This is a genomic window from Paraburkholderia sp. J7 (assembly GCF_905220155.1).
Lineage (GTDB): Bacteria > Pseudomonadota > Gammaproteobacteria > Burkholderiales > Burkholderiaceae > Paraburkholderia.
In genome coordinates this window covers 129,626-149,718 of sequence record NZ_CAJMYZ010000022.1, presented here as the reverse complement: position 1 = coordinate 149,718, position 20,093 = coordinate 129,626, and the positions used below count along the sequence as shown (strand labels likewise).

Below are 20,093 nucleotides of genomic sequence, written 5' to 3'. Positions count from 1 at the left end.
GCCGGCGGGCGGGCGCCGCGCCGGCTGTCGATAGCGTGAAGCCTTACTGTGTCACGTTCTCAGCCGCGGCTTCCGCTGCGAACGCGCTGCGCGCCGCGGCGATCGTCTCGTCGAGGATCGCATCGTCGTGGGCGCTCGAGACGAAGCCGGCCTCGTAGGCCGAAGGCGCGAAGTAGACGCCCGCGTCCAGCATGCGGTGGAAGAAGCGGTTGAAGCGCGCGATGTCGCTCTTCGTGACTTCGGCGAAGCTGCCTGGCACCTTGTCCGCGAAATAGAGGCCGAACATGCCGCCCACCGAATCCGCCACGAACGGCACTTTTGTTTCGTGCGCGGCTGCTGTTAGCCCCTTCGCGAGGCGTTCGGTCTTCGCCGTGAGTTGCTCGTAGAAGCCCGGCGCCTGGATGAGCTGCAGCGTCTTCAGACCAGCCGCAACCGCGATCGGGTTGCCCGAGAGCGTGCCCGCCTGGTACACCGTGCCGTTGGGCGCGAGATGATCCATGATCTCGCGACGGCCGCCGAACGCGGCCGCAGGCATACCGCCGCCGATCACCTTGCCGAGGCACACCAGATCCGCCTCGACGCCGTAGAGCGCCTGTGCGCCGCGCAGACCCACGCGGAAGCCGCACATCACTTCGTCGAAAATCAGCACGCTGCCGTGCTTCGACGTCAGGGCGCGCAGCGTGTGGATGAATTCGGGTGTGGCCTTCACGAGATTCATGTTGCCGGCGACCGGCTCGATGATCACGGCGGCGATTTCGTCGCCGAACGCCTTGAACGCTTCTTCGAGTGCCGCGACGTTGTTGTATTCGAGCACCGTGGTGTGCTTCGCGATGTCCACGGGCACGCCGGCCGACGTCGGGTTGCCGAACGTGAGCAGGCCTGAGCCCGCCTTCACGAGCAGGCTGTCGGCGTGGCCGTGATAGCAGCCTTCGAACTTCACGATGCGATCGCGCTTCGTGAAGCCGCGCGCGAGACGCAGCGCGCTCATGGTCGCCTCGGTGCCGCTCGACACCATGCGCACTTGCTCCATCGACGGGACGATCTTGCAGATTTCCTCGGCGATCTCGATCTCGGCCTCGGTGGGCGCGCCAAACGAGAAGCCGTTCGCGAGCACGCGCTGCACGGCTTCGAGCACTTCCGGATGCACGTGGCCGACGATCATCGGGCCCCACGAGCCGATGTAGTCGATATAGCGCTTGCCTTCGGCGTCCCAGAAGTACGGCCCCTGCGCGCGCTCGACGAAGCGCGGCGTGCCGCCGACCGAGCGGAACGCGCGCACGGGCGAGTTCACGCCGCCCGGAATGGTGCGCTGGGCGCGCTCGAAGAGGGCTTCGTTGCGGTTCTGCGTGCTGGACTGGGTGCTGGACATGAGTGCGGGACCTGCGAAAGTGGTGTGGCGCGCGGCCCTGACGAAAGGGGCCGGCGTACGGACCCATGCGGCGCCGCAAGGGCGCGGGCGATGGGGCTGTTCTCTCGAAATTGTACCGGAGTCGCGCGGATCGGGCCGGAGCCCCGGGTTGGCTCGGTGCACCTCCGGGCAGCCGCATTCAGCGCATTGGCTGCCTGCGTTTGCGCGCTGGCGGCGCGAGGTGCGGCGCCGTGTCGCGCACTTCGACTTTGGCGGCCGCGCGTTTGCGGGCGGGCCGAATTGCGCCCGGTGCGGGTGCATCGTTCGCCGCCGATGCCGCGTGCGCGTCGTGCCACGCCTGCATGGCCGCGAGCGCCGGCGCCGGCATCGGCCGCCGCCCGGTCAACTCCGCCCAGCGCTTTTCCAGCGCGCCTTCGGCAACCGGCTTGATGACCGTGCCCGAACTCTGCGCGTCCCAGGTTTGGACCGAAAACGGATGCGCCCGCAAATTGTCGCGGGCGATCACGACTTCCTCGCCCGCGTCGACGAGCCAGTCGTAGACGAAGTCGATGCACAGCCGGTAGCCGCGCTTGTACGCGGCGTCCGGCACCTCGTAGGGCGCGCGCGTGACGTAGCCGGAACCGAAGAGCCCGCGCGGCTCGGCGGCCACGCGGTGCAGGAACACCCGGTCGCCCGGCAGGATGCCGCGTGCGAAGCCGCATCCCCAGGTGTCGGCGACAGCCTCTCCAGCGCGCACGCGGCGCGCGAAGTCGGGCAGTTCGGGCCAGGGCCACTTCTTGGGGCTCCAGATGAGCAGGAAGGCGGTCATGTCGGCGACGTGGCAAGTTGGGCGAAAGCGGGCAGCTTAGCGCAAAGCCGCGGCGATGCCGCATGGGGAGCGGCGAAGGGCGGAGAAAGGGCGTCAGGTACAATTCGACGGCACTGCGTTGCCGTTTTGTCCGCTCCCGCAGCGACGGATAGAACGGCCCATGACATCGAGCACGCGCGAGCCGCGCGTGTTCCGCCGCCCTACACACCATGTCACATTCCCCGCGCCGCCGGCCCGATGGCCGGCTGATCCTGTTGCTGGGCGCACTCGCCGCCTGTGGCCCGCTCGCCACCGACATGTATCTGCCAAGCCTGCCTGCCATCGCGCAGTCGTTCGGCGTGAGCGCCGCCGCCGCGGCCTCGACGCTCACGAGCTTCATGGCCGGCTTCTCGATCGGCATGCTGCTCTACGGCCCGGTTTCCGACGCCTATGGCCGCCGCCCCGTCCTGCTCGGCGGCATCGCGCTTTTCACGCTCGCGAGCATTGCCTGCTGGCTTTCGTTCTCGGTGGGCGAGCTTGTGATCGTGCGCTTTCTTCAGGCGCTCGGCGCGGGCGCGGCCTCGGTGCTTTCGCGGGCTATCGCGCGCGACGCCCACGAGCCTTCCGACGCCGCCAAAGTCCTCTCGATGGTCGCGATCGTCACCGCGATCGGGCCGCTGCTCGCGCCGCTCATCGGTGGACAGTTGCTGCTGATCGGCGGCTGGCGCGTGGTGTTCGTCGTGCTCACGCTCTTCGGCCTCGCGTGCGCCGTGGCGGCCTACCTGCGCGTGCCTGAAACCTGGCCGCCGGAAAAGCGCGAAAGCGCAGCCGTGCTGCGCTCGTTCGCGGCTTATGGACGCTTGCTGCGCGATCCGCTCGTCTGGGGGCACATGCTCTGCGGCGGCATGGCGTTCGCCTCGATGTTCACCTATATCTCCGCCACGCCGTTCGTCTACATCGAGTATTTCCACGTTTCGCCGCAGCACTACGGGTTCTTCTTCGGCGCGAACGTGTTCGGCATCATGCTCGGCAACTTCCTCAACACGCGTTTCATCGGGCGTCTCGGCACGCTGCGCATGGTGTCGATCGCGTCAGGCGTGAGCATCGTTGCGTCGCTGTTCGTCGCGCTCATGTGCGTAACCGGCTGGGGCGGTCTGTGGTCGATCGTGTTCGGCCTCTTCTTCGTGGTGAGCGTGGTGGGCCTACTCGGCGCGAACTGCGCGACCGATCTCATGTACCGCTATCCGAAGAACGCGGGCGCGGCGGCGGCGGTATTCGGCGCGACGCAGCTTGCTCTCGGCGCGCTCGCAAGCGCCGTGGTGGGCTGGTTCCCGGGTATCTCGCCGTTCGGCATGGGCGTGACGATCGGTGTGTGCGGCTTGATGACGTGGGTGGGGCGCGCGCTCGTCGTGAAGTGGCACGGCACGCCGGCGCCGGATACGGTGCAAACGGCCGCGCCGTGAGGGCGAAGTCGCGCAAAACGAAAATGGGACGCCGAGGCGTCCCATTTTTTATCGCTTGATTAAGCGGACTTCAGTCGCGCGCGGTAGGCGAGGCGCCATGGCTCAGCCAGTCGAGCACGGCCGAGGCGTCGTCGTCGGCATGCTCGCGTGCCTTTTCGACGGCGTTGCCGAGATCCGCATCGGGCGAAGCGCGGCGAATCGCGACGCCCACCGCGAGGATGTCGATCATCAGCAAATGCAGAATGCGCGAGATCATCGAAAGCTGCGACTCGCGCATCTCGATGTGATCGGTTTCGAGCGCCACGGTCGCGCGCTTGGCGAGCGGCGTGTTGCTCGACGTGATGGCGATCACCTTCGCACCGGCCTGCATCGCGACGTCGAGCACGCGCAGCAGTTCCGGCGCGCGGCCCGATTTCGACACGGCCACGATCACGTCGCCCTTGCCGAGCAGCGCGGCGGAAGCGGCCTGCATGTACAGGTCGCCATAGGCGATGGTCGGGATACCGAAGCGGAAGAACTTGTAGTGCGCGTCCTGCGCGACGATGTGCGAGTTGCCGAGACCATAGAACTCGATGCGGCGCGCGCCGTTGAGCAGCGTGATCGCGTTCTCGACCTGCTCGAAGTTCAGGTGTTCGCGCAGTTGCAGGATGGCCGAGACGGTGTTGTCGAGCACCTTGGCGCCGAAGTCGGTCGCGGTGTCGCCCAGATGCACCTGGCTGTGGCTCACCGGAATCGTGCCGGTCAGGCCCGTGGCGAGCTTGAGCTTGAAGTCCGAGAGGCCCTGGCAGCCCAGCGAGCGGCAGAAGCGGATGACCGTGGGCTGGCTCACGTCGGCCTTGCGCGCAATATCGACGATCGGATCGTTGATGATCGAGCGCGGATGGTTGAGCGCGAGGTCGGCCACACGGCGCTCGGCGGGCGTGAGCGCGTCGCGCATCTGGCGAATGCGTTCGAACACGGCCGACGATCCGCCGCCCGCGCGATTCGAAAGCTGCTCCGCGAGAATGGCCGACACGCCGAGGAACGCCGGATACTCCGCCGTGATGACGTAGGTGGGCACGTTCGCGAGATAGGTGTCGAAGCGGCCTTTCGACTCGAAGCGCTGACGGAACGACGAGCGCGTGAACAGATCGCCCAGGCGCGGCACCACGCCGCCGCCGATATAGATGCCGCCGAGCGAACCGAGCGTCATCGCGATGTTGCCCGCGAAGCTGCCGAGAATGCCGCAGAAGCATTCGACGGTCTCGAGCGCGAGCGCTTCGCCTTCGTGTGCGCGCTTCACGACTTCGGCCGGGTTGAGGTCCGCGGACACCTTCTTCTTGTCGCGTGCGGCGAGCGCGCGATAGATGAGCTCGACGCCGGGCCCCGCGCATACGCGCTCGAACGACACATGCGGCCACTTCTTGCGTGCGAACTGCAGCACGATGTCTTCGCGCTCGTCCTGCGGCGAAAAGCTGGCGTGGCCGCCTTCGCTGCCGAGCGCGATCCAGCGGTCGTCGGCGGGAATGAGACCCGAGACGCCCAGACCCGTGCCCGGACCGAGCAGGCCGATCACGCTGTTCTGGCGGCGCTGGCCGCCGCCCACCTGCACGCGCTGCGAGTCGGTCAAGCCGGGCAGCGCCATGGCGAGCGCGGTGAAATCGTTGACGACCAGCAGCGTGTCGAAGCCGAGCGCGCGGCGCGTGGCTTCGATCGAGAAGGTCCAGTCGTGATTGGTCATGCGCACCTGGTCGCCGTCGACCGGATTCGCAATGGCGATGGCCGCATGATTCACGCGGCCGATCTTGTTGTCCTTCAGGTATTGCTGGATCACTTCCGCAACGCCCGGATACTGCGCGCACGGATACACGCGCACCTGGCCGATCTCGCCAGGACCCGTTTCCAGCGCGAAGCGCGCGTTGGTTCCGCCGATGTCGGCGAGCAGCCTCGGACCGTCGGCGTGCTGGCCTGCGCCAGGGGCGTTTTTATTAGGCGCACCAGTAGACATCGAGTCTCACTCCCTTGTCGTTCGCCAGCTTCGAGATGGCGTTGTTTTGTTCGGCCGCGGCGGCCTGTTGCAGCACTTCGAGCTTGCGCTGTCCCGCGATCAGCAGGAACAGCCGGTCGACCTGGCGCAGCGCCTGCATCGACCACGAAACGCGCGCGTGCGGCGCGGCCTGCGGATGCACGGCCACGAATGGGCGCGCCGTGGTGATCGCCTCGTGCCATTCGGGGGCGTCGGCGAAAATCGAGGCCGTGTGGCCATCCTCGCCCATGCCGAGCACGGCGACGTTCGGAAGCTTGCGGGCCGGGTCGGCGTTGAGCGCGGCGACGTGCGCGTCGAGATCCTGCGCCACATCGACGAGCGGCAGGAAGCGCGCGTTGGCCGCTTCGTGCGTGAGCAGCGTCTCGCGCGCGAGGCGCGCGTTGCTCGCGGAGTCGGTGTCGCTCACCCAGCGGTCGTCGACGAGCGTGACGTCGATGTGTGCCCAGTCGAAGCGGTGCGTCGACAGGGTCTCGAGGAAGGGGCGCGGGCTCGTGCCGCCGGAGACGGCAAGCGTTGCACGGCGCACGGCAGTACCGGGCGCCGCTTGCTGAGCGGCGAGCGACGCATGTAGCGCGTCGCCCACGGCTCGCGCCAGCGCGTCGGATTGGACGCGCGGGTCGTCGAATACGTGAAGCTCGATCACTTCTCCTCCATGCTGCTTTTTTGTAGGTCTACAGGGTCGTTCATCTGTCCGGTCCGACTTCGCGCTCGCGGTGCGCGAAGCCATGCAATGCCATCAGTTCTCTTCTTCGAGCCAGCAGGTGCCGTGCTGCGCGAGCATCGCGCTTGCCGCCGCCGGCCCCCACGTGCCGGCCGCGTACGGCTTGGGCGCACGCGGCGAAGCCGCCCACTCGTTCAGGATCGGCTCGACCCACGTCCACGCCGCTTCCTGCTCGTCGCGGCGCACAAAGAGGGCGAGGCGGCCGTTGATCACGTCGAGCAGCAGGCGCTGGTAAGCCTCCATCTGCCCTTCGCGGAAGAACTGGTCGAACGCGAGATCCAGATGCACGCTCGCGAGATTCATGCCTTCGCCGGGCTGCTTCGCGAGGCAGTAGAGGCGGATGTTCTCGTTCGGCTGCAGGCGGATCACGAGGCGGTTCGCACCGGGACGCAGCGCCGGCGCGCCGAGCGCCGAATGCGGCACCGGGCGGAAGTTCACGACGATCTCGGCCACGCGGTCGGCAAGACGCTTGCCGGTGCGCAGGAAGAAGGGCACGCCCGCCCAGCGCCAGTTCTCGATCTCCACCTTCAGCGCCACGAAGGTCTCGGTGTGGCTTTCGGGCTTCACGCCATGCTCGGTCGCATAGCCCGGCACCGCCTGGCCGCGGATCACGCCCGCGTGATATTGCCCACGCACCGCAACCTTGCTGATGTCGAGCGGGTTGATCGGCTTGAGTGCACGCAGCACGCGCAGCTTCTCGTCACGCACCGAATCCGAATCCATCGAATGCGGCGGTTCCATGGCGACGATCGAGAGCAGCTGCAACAGGTGATTTTGCACCATGTCGCGCAGCGCGCCAGTGTTGTCATAAAAATCGCCGCGCGCTTCCACGCCCAGTTCTTCGGCAATCGTGATCTGGATGCTCTCGACCCACTCGCGGCGCCACAGCGGCTCGAAGAGCGCGTTGCCGAAGCGCAGCGCGAGCAGGTTCTGCACCGGTTCCTTGCCGAGGTAATGGTCGATCCGGTAGATCTGGCCTTCGGCGAAGATCTCGCCCACGGCGTCGTTGATCGCATTGGACGACTTGAGGTCGTAGCCGAGCGGCTTTTCCAGCACGATGCGCGAGTTCTCGTTCAGACCGACGGCGGCGAGCGCGCGGCAGATCGGCACGAAGAGGGACGGGCCCGTAGCCAGATAGAACACACGAATGCCGGGCAACGACGCAATGCCGTCGCGCAAGTGAGTGAAGTCTTCGGCGCGCGAGAGGTCGAGCTTCACGTAGACGATGCGCTCGAGGAAGCTCGCCCACGCGTTGTTGTCGAAGCCGCCGTTCTTCGTCACATGCGGCTTGACGTGCTCGTCGACCCACTGGATGTACGCCGCGCGATCCTCTTCGTGGCGCGCGACGCCCACGATCTTGCCCGACTCCGCGAGCATGCCTGAACGGTGCGCTTCATACAGGGCCGGGAGAATCTTGCGCATCGACAGGTCGCCGGTGGCGCCGAAGAGCACGAACGTGAAACCTGAATCGATCTGGTTTTGCATGAGTCTCAGTCAGAGTCCTGGGGGGCCGCTGCAGGGTACATCGGGAGCCCATCGATGTGGGCGATCGGGCGGCCGTAGTCCGATAAAATTTTTTTTGACACTGAATTGTAGTTTAACTACAATCCAAATCAAGAGGTAACGTTCATTCGATGAAAAAAGCGTGAAACGCAGCCAGCAAGGCGGTTTGCGCGGTTTCGCGAGCGGACGGAATGCCCCCTCATGTTAACGGAGAACCACGCGGGACTCAGCCGGCTTGCCAGTGAGTCGTGCGCCCGGTTCACCAGCGTGCGGAGGCTTCAAGGCCGTGTGACGCAAGCGGCGCCTCGGCCGGCCAGGTGGCCGGTGAAAATCAAAAGAGGAGACAGTCAAGTTGCATTCAGATCCACTCATCTCTTGAGCGTCCTGCGGCCGGTAACCGGCACGCGGCCCGCGCGCATCTAACGAAAAGCACGCGCGCGCGGCACTCCGGCGCCCGTCCGTCCAGTGTTTTGCCTGTTTTGCCTGTTTGACCAACCACCGCACCCTGGCGATCAGGGGCCAATCGTTTTTTGTTCAGGTGTCTGGAGGAGATAAGCAATGAAATTCCGCGCGATCATGGGCGCCCTGTGCGCAGCAGGTCTGTTGGGCGGCGTCGCCACGGCGCAAGCAGCCGAGTCTCTCGAAGTGCTGCACTGGTGGACCTCGGGCGGCGAGTCGAAGGCCGTTGGCGTGCTCAAGGACGACATGACGAAGCAGGGTTATGTGTGGAAGGACTTCGCGGTCGCCGGTGGCGCGGGCGCGGCGGCCATGACCGCACTGAAGACCCAGGTGATCTCGGGCAATGCGCCTTCGGCAGCCCAGATCAAGGGTCCGCTGATCCAGGAATGGGCCGAGCAAGGCGTGCTGGTGCCGATCGACCCCGTCGCAGGCGACTGGAAGGCCAACCTCCCGCCGCAGATCGACAAGATCATGCACGCAGACGGCCACTACGTCGGCGCACCGTTCTCGGTGCACCGCGTGAACTGGGTCTGGATCAACAAGGCCGCGCTCGACAAGGTGGGCGGCAAGGCGCCGACCACGTGGCCGGAATTCTTTGCACTGGCTGACAAGTTCAAGGCCGCGGGCATCCAGCCGGTCGCCGCCGGCGGTCAGCCGTGGCAAGACCTGACGCTGTGGGAAGACGTGGTCCTCTCGCAGGGCGCGGACTTCTACAAGAAGGCGCTCGTCGACCTCGACCAGAAGACCCTTACGTCGCAGCAGATGGTCGGCGTGTTCGACACGGTCCGCAAGATCGAGTCGTACATGGATAACGCCCGCACGGGCCGCGACTGGAACCTCGCCACGGCCATGGTCATCAACGGCAAGGCCGGCATGCAGTTCATGGGCGACTGGGCAAAGGGCGAGTTCGCGAGCGCGAACAAGCAGCCGGGCACGGACTACGTCTGCGCAGCAGTGCCGGGCACCGCAAAGGCCTACACTTTTAACGTCGACTCGTTCGTGTTCTTCCAGCAGAAGGGTCAGAAGGCGGCAACGGCGGGTCAGCTCGCGCTCGCGAAGACGATCATGAGCCCGGAATTCCAGGAGCAGTTCAGCCTGTACAAGGGTTCGATCCCGGTTCGCCTGGGCGTGGACATGAGCAAGTTCGACGACTGCGCCAAGAAGTCGTACGCGGATGAGCAAACCGCGATCAAGGCCGGCGGCTATGTGCCGTCGCTCGCGCACGGTATGGCTCAGCCGGACGCGACGGCCGGTGCGATCACCGACGTCGTGACGAAGTTCATGAACTCGAACCAGGATTCGAAGAGCGCGGTGGAAGCGCTCGCGAAGGCTGCGAAGACGAAGTGAGCGAAGTGAGCGTAGAAGGTTAGTGCTGTAAGACGGGGTGCGCCACACGTGGCGCACCCCGGGCATGACGGTTCACCCTCTGAACCCCATCATCGTGCGGAAGATGTTTTCGCACCGTACCAGGAGTTGCGCAGTGACTGCTTCTCTTAGCGGCAACGGCAAGGCTGCTACGCCTGCTACCCGCCGCGCGTCGCCGATGGCGGCGCTCGCAGACCGCTGGATCCCGAAGCTGGTGCTTTCGCCCAGCATTCTGATCAGCCTTGTATTCGTCTACGGCTTTATCCTCATCACCGGCTACCTGTCGCTGTCGACTTCGCGACTGATGCCGCGCTATGACTTCGCGGGTCTCGACCGCTATCGCGAGCTGTTCTCCAACGACGTCTGGTGGACGTCGGCGCAGAACCTCGGATGGTTCGGCATCCCGTTCATCGCGATTTGCGTGGCACTCGGGCTGTTCCTCGCGATCCTGCTCGACCAGCAGATCCGTCAGGAAGGCGCGTTGCGCGCGGTGTTCCTCTATCCGATGGCGCTTTCGTACATCGTGACGGGCACGGCATGGCAATGGATTTTCAATCCGGACCTCGGCATTCAACAGGTGATGCACAGCATCGGCTGGACGAGCTTCCAGCTCGACTGGCTCAACAACCCGGACCGCGCCATCTTCTGTATCGTGGTCGCCGCCGTGTGGCAATCCACGGGCTTTTGCATGGCGTTGTTCCTGGCCGGCCTGCGCGGTGTCGATAGCGAAATCTTCAAGGCGGCCCAGGTGGACGGCGCGACGCTGCCCACGATCTACCGCAAGATCGTGATCCCCAGCATGCGTCCGGTGTTCTTCTCCGTGCTGCTGATCCTGTGCCACATCACGATCAAGACGTTCGACCTCGTTGTCGCGCTCACCGCGGGCGGCCCGGGTACGTCGTCGTCGCTGCCGGCCATCTTCATGTACACGTTTTCGTTCAACCGCGGGCAGCTCGGCGTCGGCGCAGCTTCGTCGATGATGATGCTCGCCACTGTCGTGGCCGTGCTCGTGCCGCTCATGTATCTGGAATCGAGGAGCACGCGCAATGCAGCCTAAGATGACTGTGAGCCGCGTGGTCGTGTACGCGGCGCTGATCCTGTTCGCGCTGTACTTCCTGTTCCCGCTCTACGTGATGCTGTCGACGTCGTTCAAGTCGCTCGACCAGATTCACTCGGGCACCATGCTCTCGCTGCCTACGAGCCCGACCTTCGCGCCGTGGATCAAGGCGTGGAGCGAAGCGTGTACCGGCGTGCGCTGTGACGGCATGCAGCCGTTCTTCATGAACTCGGTGAAGATGGTGATTCCGGCCGTGCTGATCTCGTCGATCATCGGCGCGTTCAACGGCTACGTGCTCACGCACTGGCGCTTTCGCGGCGCGGACGCGCTCTTCACGATGCTGCTGGTTGGCTGCTTCATTCCGTTCCAGGCCATCCTGCTGCCGATGGCGCGTCTCGAAGGCTTCCTCGGCCTGTCGAACACGATCGGCGGTCTGGTGCTGGTGCACGTCGTGTACGGTATCGCGTTCACCACGATGTTCTTCCGCAACTTCTACGTGAGCGTGCCCGCTGAACTCGTGAAGGCCGCGCGCATCGACGGCGCCGGTTTCTTCATGATCTTCACGCGCATCATGATGCCGATCTCGCTGCCCATTTTCATGGTGTGCCTGATCTGGCAATTCACGCAGATCTGGAATGACTTCCTGTTCGGTATCGTGTTCTCGGGTGTCGATTCGATGCCGATCACGGTGGCGCTGAACAATCTCGTGAACACGTCCACGGGCGTGAAGGAATACAACGTCGACATGGCCGGCGCGATCATCGCCGCGCTGCCCACGCTGCTCGTCTACGTAATCGCCGGCCGCTACTTCGTGCGCGGTCTCACGGCGGGCGCGGTGAAGGGCTAAGAAGCTCTATTCGATTAAAAGGATTCATAGCATGGCAAGCCTTTCCATTCGCGACGTCTACAAGACCTACCCGAACGGGGTCCCCGTCCTCAAGGGCGTGAACATCGACATCGAAGACGGCCAGTTCCTGATTCTGGTCGGCGGCTCGGGTTGCGGTAAGTCGACGCTGCTCAACATGATCGCCGGTCTCGAAACCGTGACCAAGGGCGAGATCTGCATGGACGGCAAGGTGGTGAACAACCTCTCGCCGAAAGATCGCGATATCGCAATGGTGTTCCAGTCGTACGCGCTCTATCCGTCGATGACGGTGCGCGAGAACATCTCGTTTGGCCTGAACATCCGCAAGGTGCCGAAGGCCGAGCAGGCGCAGATCGTCGACCGCGTGTCGAGCATGCTGCAGATCCAGCATCTGCTCGACCGCAAGCCGGGCCAGCTTTCGGGCGGCCAGCGCCAGCGCGTGGCGATGGGCCGTGCGCTCGCACGCGACCCGATCATGTTCCTGTTCGACGAACCGCTCTCGAACCTCGACGCCAAGCTGCGTATCGAGATGCGCTCGGAAATCAAGCTGCTGCATCAGCGCGTGGGCAAGACGATTGTCTATGTGACGCACGACCAGATCGAAGCAATGACGCTCGGCGACCGTATCGCGGTCATGAAGGACGGCATCGTGCAGCAGTTCGGCGCGCCGCAGGACATCTACGACTCGCCGTCGAACCTGTTCGTCGCGGGTTTCATCGGCGCGCCGCCGATGAACTTCATCGAAGGCAAGCTGGTGGAACAGGGCTCGGGCGTCGGCATCGAACTCGACACGGGCGTCGCGCGCAACGTGCTGAACCTGCCGCTGTTCGACGCGAACAAGCTGCGCAGCTACATCGGCCAGGAAGTGGTGCTGGGCCTGCGTCCGGAGCGCATCACCGACGCGCGCAGCTCGCACGACGGCCACGGCCACGAACTGCAGCGCCACTCGGTGAAGGTCGACGTGATCGAGCCGACCGGCCCGGACACGCTCGTGTTCGCGCAGGTCAACGGCAAGCGTATCGTGAGCCGCGTACACCCCGGCTCGAACCCGCAGCCGCTCAACAGCATGGAACTGCTGTTCGACGTTTCGAAGGCCGTGCTGTTCGACCCGAAGACGGAAGCGCGCATCGCCTGATGTTCGTTCGCCAGATAGTGCTGGCGCGATAAAAAACCCCGTTGGCTGCGTGAGCAGCAACGGGGTTTTTTCATCTCGACACGCCGATAACGGGTTCGGTCAGGGCGCGTGATGATGATGCTGTCCGTGCCCGACCGGATGCGGCTGCAACAGCACGAGCACCGCACCCGCGCCGCCGTCGTGCGGCCGTGCCTGGCAGAACGCGATCACTTCTTCCTTCTGCACGAGCCACGCGCGCACCTTGCCCTTGAGCACCGGCTCCTTGCCGACGGAGCCTAGGCCCTTGCCGTGGATCACGCGCACGCAGCGCAGCCCGCGCTTGCCTGCTTCGCGGATGAAGTTCTGCAGCGCCTCGCGCGCCTCTTCGCGGCGCATGCCGTGCAGGTCGAGCTGCGCCTGCACGATCCACGTGCCGCGCCGCAGCTTCTTGACGACTTCCTCGGAAACGCCGGGGCGGTGGTAGTACAGCGAGTCGTCGGTGTCGAGCAGCGCTTCAGGGTCGAATTCGTCGGAGATCGCTTCGTGCAGCACGGCCTGCTCGTCCAGGCGCGTTTGCAGCGGCAGCGGCACGGGGGCTTCGCGGCGCGGCTGCGCGCGAGCCGGCTGCTTGAGCGGCACGATCTGGCCGATCTCGCGGCGAAAGAGGTCGCTGTCGGCGGCGGCTTCGACGCGCGCCGCCTGCGCGGCCACGCGTTCGCGCTCGCGCTGACGGGTTTGCACCTTGAGCGCGTCGCGCAGGCTGCCGAGGCCGGCGAAGCCGGAAGCCGCCTTGCCGGGCGTGGCTTCGTCTGCTGCGGGGGCAGGCGTGGGCGCCGGTGCAGGGCGCGCCGAGGCGGGGCGCTTGGGCTCGCCCGGATGGGGCACGTTCTTGGGCATGGCGAAAGACGCTGGGTAAATCGGCTGGGGAATCGTTGGCTGCGCGCAAACCGCCGCAAAAGCAAAGGGCCGCCGGCTGACTGGCCGCGGCCCTCGTTGCTGCTGCGCCGCCGGGCTTCAGACCGCTATTTTAGCGGCGTGGCGCCCCGCGCGTTTGCGTACCGCCCGATCGAAGTGTCGGGCGGTACACCGTTCGCTGATTAGCGTTCGGCTTCGGCGCTCATCACATGCGCCTGACCCAGCTCGTTCACGGTCTCGAGGTAGCGCTGCGCGTCGAGTGCGGCCATACAGCCCGTACCCGCGCTCGTGATCGCCTGGCGGTACACGTGATCCTGCACGTCACCGGCCGCGAACACGCCCGGCACGCTCGTGCCGGTGGCGTTGCCGTTCAGGCCGCCGTTCGTGATGATGTAGCCGTTCTTCATCTCGAGCTGGCCTTCGAAGATGTCCGTGTTCGGCTTGTGGCCGATCGCGACGAACAGACCCTGCAGATCGAGATCGGTCGATTCGCCCGTCTTCACGTTCTTGATGCGCAGGCCGTTCACGCCGCCTTCGTTGCCCTTCACTTCGTCGAGCACGTGATCCCACTTGATATCGACCACGCCTTCCTTTTCCTTTTCCAGCAGGCGGTCGATCAGGATCGGCTCGGCGCGGAACTTGTCGCGGCGGTGAATGACCGTGACCTTCTTCGCGATGCCGGAGAGATACAGCGCTTCTTCAACGGCGGTGTTGCCGCCACCGATCACGGCGACGTGCTGGTTGCGGTAGAAGAAGCCGTCGCAGGTCGCGCAGGCCGAGACGCCGCGGCCCATGTACAGCTCTTCGCTCGGCAGGCCGAGGTATTGCGCCGACGCGCCGGTCGCGATGATGAGCGAGTCGCAGGTGTACTCGGCCGAGTCGCCGATCAGGCGGATGGGCTTTTCATTGAGCTTGGCCGTGTGGATGTGATCGAACACGATTTCCGTGTTGAAGCGCTCGGCGTGCTCGAGAAAACGCTGCATCAGCTCGGGGCCTTGCACGCCGTTCGGGTCTGCGGGCCAGTTTTCGACGTCGGTCGTCGTCATGAGCTGGCCGCCTTGGGCGAGGCCGGTGACGAGCAGCGGCGAAAGGTTCGCGCGCGCCGCATAGACGGCAGCCGTGTAGCCGGCGGGGCCGGACCCGAGAATCAGAACTTTGGCGTGTTTGGTTGCAGACATGATCGAATTCCGTAGAAAGACGCTGCGTGGCGCGATATATCGGGCGGCCGGCTCAGGTGCGGCCGGCCTGGGCGCGCCCGGCGTTGTGGCGGGGCTCACGCATGTAGTTGGGCATCAGCCCGCAATTATAAAGGCGGGGGAAGACGGCCGCTCGATGAAGCTTACTGATCGCAGCGATAGCCTGAGTGCTGTCGCGGCGCGGGCAGGGCGGCGGATCGCCGCGTCTGGCGCAGCCTGACGCCACCCCCACACCGTTGTCAGTTACCGTCATTTACAGCGAGGGGCCGCCGGGGCCGAAACAACGCGTTTACAATAGGCCGGATCGGACGACGGCGGCCGCGCCCGTCTGCCCGGGGTTTCGGGCACACGGAAGCACTGGCGGACCGCAAACGCATCAAGAATCAGCCCAGGATTCAATGGCCAAAGCTCCTTATTCCGCGCAGGCGCAGGCATTGCCTCACCGCATGTCGCGCCTTTTCACCGAAATTCGCTGGATCCTGCAGGTCGCGCTAGGCGTGTTCCTGCTGATGGCGCTCATCAGCTACAGCCGCCACGACCCGAGCTGGACGCACGCGGCCCAGGTCGACCACATCTCGAACTGGGCGGGACGCGTCGGCGCGCGCGTCTCGGACATCCTGCTGCTGCTGTTCGGCCTGTCCGCCTACTGGTGGATCGTGCTGCTCGCGCGCCTCATCTCGGCGAACTATCAGCGCATCACGCGCAACGAGGCAATTGCCGACGATGACGACGACAAGCCGCGCGACATCAGCTGGGTCGCCGAAGCCTTGTCGTTCGTGCTCGTCATGCTGTCGAGCTGCGGCATCGAGGCGCTGCGCATGTGGTCCCTCAAGGTGCAACTGCCTCAGGCGCCCGGCGGCGTGGTGGGCGGGGCGGTGGCGCGCGGCGTTTCGCACGCACTTGGCTTCACGGGGGGCACGCTCGCGCTGTTGCTCGCGCTCGCGATCGGCCTTTCGCTCTATTTCCGCTTCTCGTGGCTTTCGGTTGCCGAAAAAGTCGGCGAATCCATCATCAACGCCGTGACCATGGCCAGACTGCGCCGCGAGGCGGGCCGCGACCGCAAGCTCGGCGAAGCGGCGGCCGTGAAGCGCGAAGGCAAGGTCGAGCGCGGCCGCGTGAAGATCGAGGAGCACGAGCCGGTCACGATCGTGCCGCCGGTGGTCACGCCGCAGCGCTCCGAGCGCGTGGAAAAAGAGCGCCAGGTGCCGCTCTTCAAGGACCTGCCGGGCGACTCCACGCTGCCGGCAATCTCGCTGCTCGACCCGGCTTCGGCCACCCAGGAAACCATCTCCGACGACACGCTCGAATTCACCTCGCGCCTGATCGAGAAGAAGCTCAAGGACTTTGGCGTGGACGTAGCCGTGGTGGCCGCGTATCCGGGCCCGGTCGTCACGCGCTACGAGATCGAGCCGGCCACGGGCGTGAAGGGCAGCCAGATCGTGAACCTCGCGAAGGACCTTGCGCGTTCGCTCTCGCTCGTCTCGATCCGCGTGGTGGAAACGATTCCGGGCAAGAATTTCATGGCGCTGGAGTTGCCGAACCAGCGCCGCCAGACCGTGCGCCTTTCCGAGATTCTCGGCTCGGCGGTCTATGCCGACGCGCCTTCGGCGCTCACCATGGGCCTTGGCAAGGACATCGGCGGCAAGCCGGTTTGCGCCGATCTCGCGAAGATGCCGCACTTGCTCGTGGCCGGCACGACCGGCTCGGGCAAGTCGGTGGGGATCAACGCGATGATCCTCTCGCTGCTGTACAAGGCGAGCGCCGAGCAGGTCCGCATGATCCTCATCGACCCGAAGATGCTCGAAATGAGCGTCTATGAGGGCATTCCGCATCTGCTCTGCCCGGTCGTGACCGACATGCGCCAGGCCGGCAACGCGCTGAACTGGACCGTGGCCGAGATGGAGCGCCGCTACAAGCTCATGAGCAAACTTGGCGTGCGCAATCTCGCGGGCTACAACAACAAGATCGAAGAGGCGAACAAGCGCGAGGAGAAGATCCCGAACCCGTTCAGCCTCACGCCGGACGATCCGGAGCCGTGCCAGAAGCTGCCGCATATCGTCGTCGTGATCGACGAACTCGCCGACCTCATGATGGTGGTCGGCAAGAAGGTCGAAGAGCTGATCGCGCGTATCGCGCAGAAGGCGCGTGCGGCGGGCATTCACCTGATTCTCGCGACGCAGCGCCCGTCGGTGGACGTGATTACGGGTCTCATCAAGGCCAACGTGCCCACGCGTATGGCGTTCCAGGTGTCGTCGAAGATCGACTCGCGCACGATTCTCGACCAGATGGGCGCCGAGTCGCTGCTTGGCATGGGCGACATGCTCTACCTGCCGCCGGGCTCGGGCATGCCCGTGCGCGTGCATGGCGCGTTCGTCTCCGATGACGAGGTGCACCGCGTCGTCGAGAAGCTCAAGGAGCAGGGCGAGCCGAACTATATCGAGGGCATCCTCGAAGGCGCCGTGGGCGGCGAGGGCGACGAGGGTACGGCTGCGGGAACCAGCGGCACCGGCGACGAGTCCGATCCGCTGTACGATCAGGCCGTCGAGGTGGTCATCAAGAATCGCCGCGCGTCGATCTCGCTCGTGCAGCGGCACTTGCGCATCGGCTACAACCGCGCGGCGCGGCTGCTCGAACAGATGGAGCAATCCGGGCTCGTTTCGGCGATGTCATCGAGCGGCAACCGCGAGATCCTCGTGCCCAACCGCGGCGACGCCGACTAGGCCACGCCGCGCCTGGCCGCCGCTTTGCCAACCTTTCCGGCATTTCCGGCGGCCAAAGTCACACCTCTTGGAGAACGATAGATGCAGTATCCGGCTGGACTTCCGACCCGCTTTGCGCGCACCGCGCGCCGCATGCTGTTCCTTGCGCTTGGCGCGTCGGTCCTGATGGTCTCGCAGGCGTATGCGAGCGGCACCGATCAACTGAAGCAGTTCGTCTCGCAGGTCCACTCCGCGCGCGGCAGCTTCGTGCAGCGCGAACTGAAGGCGCCTTCGGGTGCGAAGAACGCCAGCGACGCCATTGCCACGGCCACGCTGAACGCCAAGACGTCGAGCGGCACGTTCGTGTTCGCGCGGCCCGGCAAATTCATCTGGTCGTACGAGAAGCCGTATCAGCAGCTGCTGCAGTCGGACGGCGACAACCTCTACGTCTACGACAAGGACCTGAACCAGGTGACCGAGCGCAAGCTCGGCGGCGCGCTCGGCGCGAGCCCGGCGGCGATCCTGTTCGGCAGCAACGATCTCGACAAGAACTTCACGCTCTCGGATGCGGGCGTGAAGAACGGCATCGACTGGCTGGAGTTGATTCCGAAGTCGAAGGACACGCAGTTCAAGAGTGTGGGTATTGGCTTTCGCGACGGGAACCTCGAAGCCATGGAACTGCACGACGTGTTCGGCAACGTGACGCTGCTCACGTTCTCCAACATCGAAAAGAACCCGTCGCTGCCGGCTTCGACCTTCAAGTTCGTGCGGCCGCAAGGCGCCGATCTGATCACGGGCGGCTCGAACTAAGTCACGCGGCTCGCGCTGCGCGCCACGTAAAAACGGGCGGCTCCTTGCGGGGCCGCCCGTTTTTGTTTGTGTGCGCCAGGTAATCAGGCAGCGAACCGGATTACCCCGTCCGCGCCGGTCGAGCGCGTGACTTTGCCCGCGAGCCACAGCAAGTTCAGGTGCGCGAGCGCTTCGCCCATGGCGAAGGTCATCTGGTGGATGTCGAGCTCGCGCTTGAACATCATCGGCACGATGTCGGCGGCGCTTTGCGGTGCTCGCTCGCAGGCTTCCATCACTTCGGCAAGGCGCGCGTCATGGTGCGCGCGCAGTTGCGCGATACGCGTGCGCACGCCCCTGAACGGCTTGCCGTGCGAGGGCAGCACGAGCGTATTTTCGGGCAGCGTTTCGTAGCGGCCGAGCGATTCCAGGTACAGGCCGAGCGGATTGCCTTCCGGCTCCATGTCGAACACGGAGACATTGGTCGAGATGCGCGGCAGCACCATGTCGCCGGAGATCAGCACGCCGGTTTCCTCGCAAAAGAGGGCGCAGTGCTCGGGCGAATGGCCGTAGCCCGTGATGACGCGCCAGCCGCGCCCGCCGATCGCCACCGTATCGGCTTCGCGCAGGCGGCGGTACTGCGTGGGCAGCGCAGGGACGAGGCTGCCGTAATAGCCGCGGCGGTTGCGCAGCTTGTCGAGCGACGCTTCGTCCGTGAGGCCGTGGCGCGCGAAATGGCGCGCCGCCCCTTCGCCGCCCGCGTTCGAGCCGTCGCCGGCGGCCATCACGCGGGCCTGCATATATTCGCCGAGCGTGGCCCACAGGCGCACGTCCCAGCGTGCCTTGTCGCCGCCCGCGCAGATCCAGTGAGCGAGGCCGATATGGTCGGGATGGCAATGCGTGACGAGCACGCGCAACACCGGCAGGCCTTCCAGCTGGTTTTCGAACACCGCTTCCCAGCGTTCCTTGATGGTGTCGTTGGTGATGCCGCAGTCCACCACGGTCCAGCCTTGCTGGCCGTCGATCTCGTCGCGCAGCAGCCACAGGTTGATGTGGTCGAGCGCGAACGGCAGCGGCATACGCAGCCATTTCACGCCGGGCGCGACGTCGAAGGCCAGGCCGGGCTCCGGCAGGGTGTCGGCGTAGGGATAGTCGAGTTGGTGTTCGAGGGCGTTCATTGTGGGTGTCTTCTCCAGTCTTCGCCGGTTGCGCAACCGCGTACTTGACGATAACGTAAACGTCGATTCTATCGTTCCTCGCGCTGTCGTGCAGACCACAGCCGGGCCAGCCGCCTTCCGCACATCATGACGACCCAGTACACGATTACCGAACTTGCCCGGGAATTCGACGTAACGCCGCGCGCAATCCGCTTCTACGAGGACCAGGGCCTCCTTGCGCCGAGCCGCGAAGGCGCGGGGGGGCTGAAGCGCGTCTTTTCGGGGCGCGATCGCACGCGGCTGAAGCTGACGCTGCGCGGCAAGCGGCTCGGCTTCACGCTTTCGGAAATCCGCACGCTGCTCGATCTTTACGAGTCGCCGACCGACACGCTCCCGCAGCTCCAGGCGTTCCTCGACACGGTGGTCCATCACCGCGAGATACTCGAGCGCCAGCGCGCGGACCTCGACGCGACGCTCGAAGACCTCGCGCAGTACGAGACCCAGGCGCGCGCGTTGCTCGACCGGAATGCGGCGCAAGCGAGCGCGGTGCAGGAAAGCGTGGCGCACGAAAGCGGCGCTCCCGCGAAAACCTGACGCTCGCGCTTGCGAAA

At 65.4% G+C, this 20,093-nt stretch carries 16 protein-coding genes; 8 read left to right on the top strand and 8 right to left on the bottom strand.

The window, feature by feature from the left end; translation table 11 throughout:
* Nucleotides 1–43: 43 nt before the first annotated feature.
* Both hemL and U5A58_RS30805 read right to left on the bottom strand, forming a co-directional pair.
* Nucleotides 44–1,369 carry a glutamate-1-semialdehyde 2,1-aminomutase gene (gene hemL / locus U5A58_RS30810; protein ID WP_321964257.1) on the bottom strand — a complete coding sequence of 442 codons (1,326 nt, stop codon included), beginning with the start codon at nucleotides 1,367–1,369 and terminating at the stop codon, nucleotides 44–46.
* A gap of 178 nt (nucleotides 1,370–1,547) precedes the next feature.
* Nucleotides 1,548–2,177, bottom strand: a complete 630-nt coding sequence (locus U5A58_RS30805; protein WP_321964256.1) for a hypothetical protein — start codon at nucleotides 2,175–2,177, stop codon at nucleotides 1,548–1,550.
* A 209-nt stretch (nucleotides 2,178–2,386) separates the two neighbouring features.
* Between U5A58_RS30805 and U5A58_RS30800 the strand changes: the two genes are divergently transcribed.
* Nucleotides 2,387–3,619 (top strand): Bcr/CflA family multidrug efflux MFS transporter, encoded by a 1,233-nt coding sequence (locus tag U5A58_RS30800; protein ID WP_321964255.1) that lies wholly within the window; start codon nucleotides 2,387–2,389, stop codon nucleotides 3,617–3,619.
* Between the two features lie 70 nt (nucleotides 3,620–3,689).
* Here the strand turns inward: U5A58_RS30800 and U5A58_RS30795 are convergent, their stop codons facing one another.
* From U5A58_RS30795 to zwf, 3 genes are all read right to left on the bottom strand, one after another.
* Complete coding sequence (locus U5A58_RS30795) at nucleotides 3,690–5,606, bottom strand: bifunctional transcriptional regulator/glucokinase (RefSeq protein WP_321947101.1); 1,917 nt, start codon at nucleotides 5,604–5,606, stop codon at nucleotides 3,690–3,692.
* Nucleotides 5,587–6,288 (bottom strand): 6-phosphogluconolactonase, encoded by a 702-nt coding sequence (gene pgl, locus U5A58_RS30790; protein ID WP_321913919.1) that lies wholly within the window; start codon nucleotides 6,286–6,288, stop codon nucleotides 5,587–5,589. The genes U5A58_RS30795 and pgl overlap by 20 nt, the downstream gene beginning before the upstream one ends.
* Nucleotides 6,289–6,381: 93 nt before the next feature.
* Entirely contained in the window at nucleotides 6,382–7,851 is a 1,470-nt protein-coding gene (gene zwf / locus U5A58_RS30785; RefSeq protein WP_321947099.1) for a glucose-6-phosphate dehydrogenase, read from the bottom strand.
* A gap of 576 nt (nucleotides 7,852–8,427) precedes the next feature.
* Between zwf and U5A58_RS30780 the strand changes: the two genes are divergently transcribed.
* The 4 genes from U5A58_RS30780 to U5A58_RS30765 all read left to right on the top strand — a co-directional run bounded on the left by U5A58_RS30780 (nucleotide 8,428) and on the right by U5A58_RS30765 (nucleotide 12,750).
* The gene (locus tag U5A58_RS30780; RefSeq protein ID WP_321947097.1) at nucleotides 8,428–9,675 is read left to right on the top strand and encodes an ABC transporter substrate-binding protein; all 1,248 of its coding nucleotides are present in this window, start codon (nucleotides 8,428–8,430) and stop codon (nucleotides 9,673–9,675) included.
* A 133-nt stretch (nucleotides 9,676–9,808) separates the two neighbouring features.
* Nucleotides 9,809–10,750, top strand: a complete 942-nt coding sequence (locus tag U5A58_RS30775) for a sugar ABC transporter permease (protein WP_321913916.1) — start codon at nucleotides 9,809–9,811, stop codon at nucleotides 10,748–10,750.
* Nucleotides 10,740–11,597: a carbohydrate ABC transporter permease gene (locus U5A58_RS30770; protein ID WP_233882460.1), complete on the top strand. Its 858-nt coding sequence runs from the start codon at nucleotides 10,740–10,742 to the stop codon at nucleotides 11,595–11,597. Before U5A58_RS30775 ends, U5A58_RS30770 begins: the two co-directional genes overlap by 11 nt.
* A gap of 31 nt (nucleotides 11,598–11,628) precedes the next feature.
* Nucleotides 11,629–12,750, top strand: a complete 1,122-nt coding sequence (locus U5A58_RS30765; protein WP_321964254.1) for a sn-glycerol-3-phosphate ABC transporter ATP-binding protein UgpC — start codon at nucleotides 11,629–11,631, stop codon at nucleotides 12,748–12,750.
* 99 nt (nucleotides 12,751–12,849) lie between these two features.
* Here U5A58_RS30765 and U5A58_RS30760 read toward each other — a convergent pair whose 3' ends face one another.
* Entirely contained in the window at nucleotides 12,850–13,626 is a 777-nt protein-coding gene (locus tag U5A58_RS30760) for a Smr/MutS family protein (RefSeq protein ID WP_321964253.1), read from the bottom strand.
* A gap of 200 nt (nucleotides 13,627–13,826) precedes the next feature.
* Nucleotides 13,827–14,822, bottom strand: a complete 996-nt coding sequence (trxB, locus tag U5A58_RS30755; RefSeq protein ID WP_321935123.1) for a thioredoxin-disulfide reductase — start codon at nucleotides 14,820–14,822, stop codon at nucleotides 13,827–13,829.
* Nucleotides 14,823–15,238: 416 nt separating this feature from the next.
* On the opposite strand from trxB, the gene U5A58_RS30750 reads away from it, so the two are divergent.
* Nucleotides 15,239–17,560: a DNA translocase FtsK gene (locus U5A58_RS30750; RefSeq protein ID WP_321964252.1), complete on the top strand. Its 2,322-nt coding sequence runs from the start codon at nucleotides 15,239–15,241 to the stop codon at nucleotides 17,558–17,560.
* Between the two features lie 81 nt (nucleotides 17,561–17,641).
* Nucleotides 17,642–18,349, top strand: a complete 708-nt coding sequence (gene lolA, locus U5A58_RS30745; RefSeq protein WP_321913910.1) for an outer membrane lipoprotein chaperone LolA — start codon at nucleotides 17,642–17,644, stop codon at nucleotides 18,347–18,349.
* A gap of 83 nt (nucleotides 18,350–18,432) precedes the next feature.
* Here the strand turns inward: lolA and U5A58_RS30740 are convergent, their stop codons facing one another.
* Nucleotides 18,433–19,503, bottom strand: a complete 1,071-nt coding sequence (locus tag U5A58_RS30740) for an MBL fold metallo-hydrolase (RefSeq protein ID WP_321913909.1) — start codon at nucleotides 19,501–19,503, stop codon at nucleotides 18,433–18,435.
* A gap of 126 nt (nucleotides 19,504–19,629) precedes the next feature.
* Between U5A58_RS30740 and U5A58_RS30735 the strand changes: the two genes are divergently transcribed.
* Nucleotides 19,630–20,076: a MerR family DNA-binding transcriptional regulator gene (locus U5A58_RS30735; RefSeq protein ID WP_321964251.1), complete on the top strand. Its 447-nt coding sequence runs from the start codon at nucleotides 19,630–19,632 to the stop codon at nucleotides 20,074–20,076.
* The last annotated feature ends 17 nt before the right edge of the window (nucleotides 20,077–20,093 follow it).

Coding starts and splice junctions, on each gene's coding strand:
- hemL (WP_321964257.1), bottom strand. CDS start 1,369: ATGTCCAGCACCCAGTCCAGCACGCAGAACCGCAACGAAGCCCTCTTC.
- U5A58_RS30805 (WP_321964256.1), bottom strand. CDS start 2,177: ATGACCGCCTTCCTGCTCATCTGGAGCCCCAAGAAGTGGCCCTGGCCC.
- U5A58_RS30800 (WP_321964255.1), top strand. CDS start 2,387: ATGTCACATTCCCCGCGCCGCCGGCCCGATGGCCGGCTGATCCTGTTG.
- U5A58_RS30795 (WP_321947101.1), bottom strand. CDS start 5,606: ATGTCTACTGGTGCGCCTAATAAAAACGCCCCTGGCGCAGGCCAGCAC.
- zwf (WP_321947099.1), bottom strand. CDS start 7,851: ATGCAAAACCAGATCGATTCAGGTTTCACGTTCGTGCTCTTCGGCGCC.
- U5A58_RS30780 (WP_321947097.1), top strand. CDS start 8,428: ATGAAATTCCGCGCGATCATGGGCGCCCTGTGCGCAGCAGGTCTGTTG.
- U5A58_RS30770 (WP_233882460.1), top strand. CDS start 10,740: ATGCAGCCTAAGATGACTGTGAGCCGCGTGGTCGTGTACGCGGCGCTG.
- U5A58_RS30765 (WP_321964254.1), top strand. CDS start 11,629: ATGGCAAGCCTTTCCATTCGCGACGTCTACAAGACCTACCCGAACGGG.
- U5A58_RS30760 (WP_321964253.1), bottom strand. CDS start 13,626: ATGCCCAAGAACGTGCCCCATCCGGGCGAGCCCAAGCGCCCCGCCTCG.
- trxB (WP_321935123.1), bottom strand. CDS start 14,822: ATGTCTGCAACCAAACACGCCAAAGTTCTGATTCTCGGGTCCGGCCCC.
- U5A58_RS30750 (WP_321964252.1), top strand. CDS start 15,239: ATGGCCAAAGCTCCTTATTCCGCGCAGGCGCAGGCATTGCCTCACCGC.
- lolA (WP_321913910.1), top strand. CDS start 17,642: ATGCAGTATCCGGCTGGACTTCCGACCCGCTTTGCGCGCACCGCGCGC.
- U5A58_RS30740 (WP_321913909.1), bottom strand. CDS start 19,503: ATGAACGCCCTCGAACACCAACTCGACTATCCCTACGCCGACACCCTG.
- U5A58_RS30735 (WP_321964251.1), top strand. CDS start 19,630: ATGACGACCCAGTACACGATTACCGAACTTGCCCGGGAATTCGACGTA.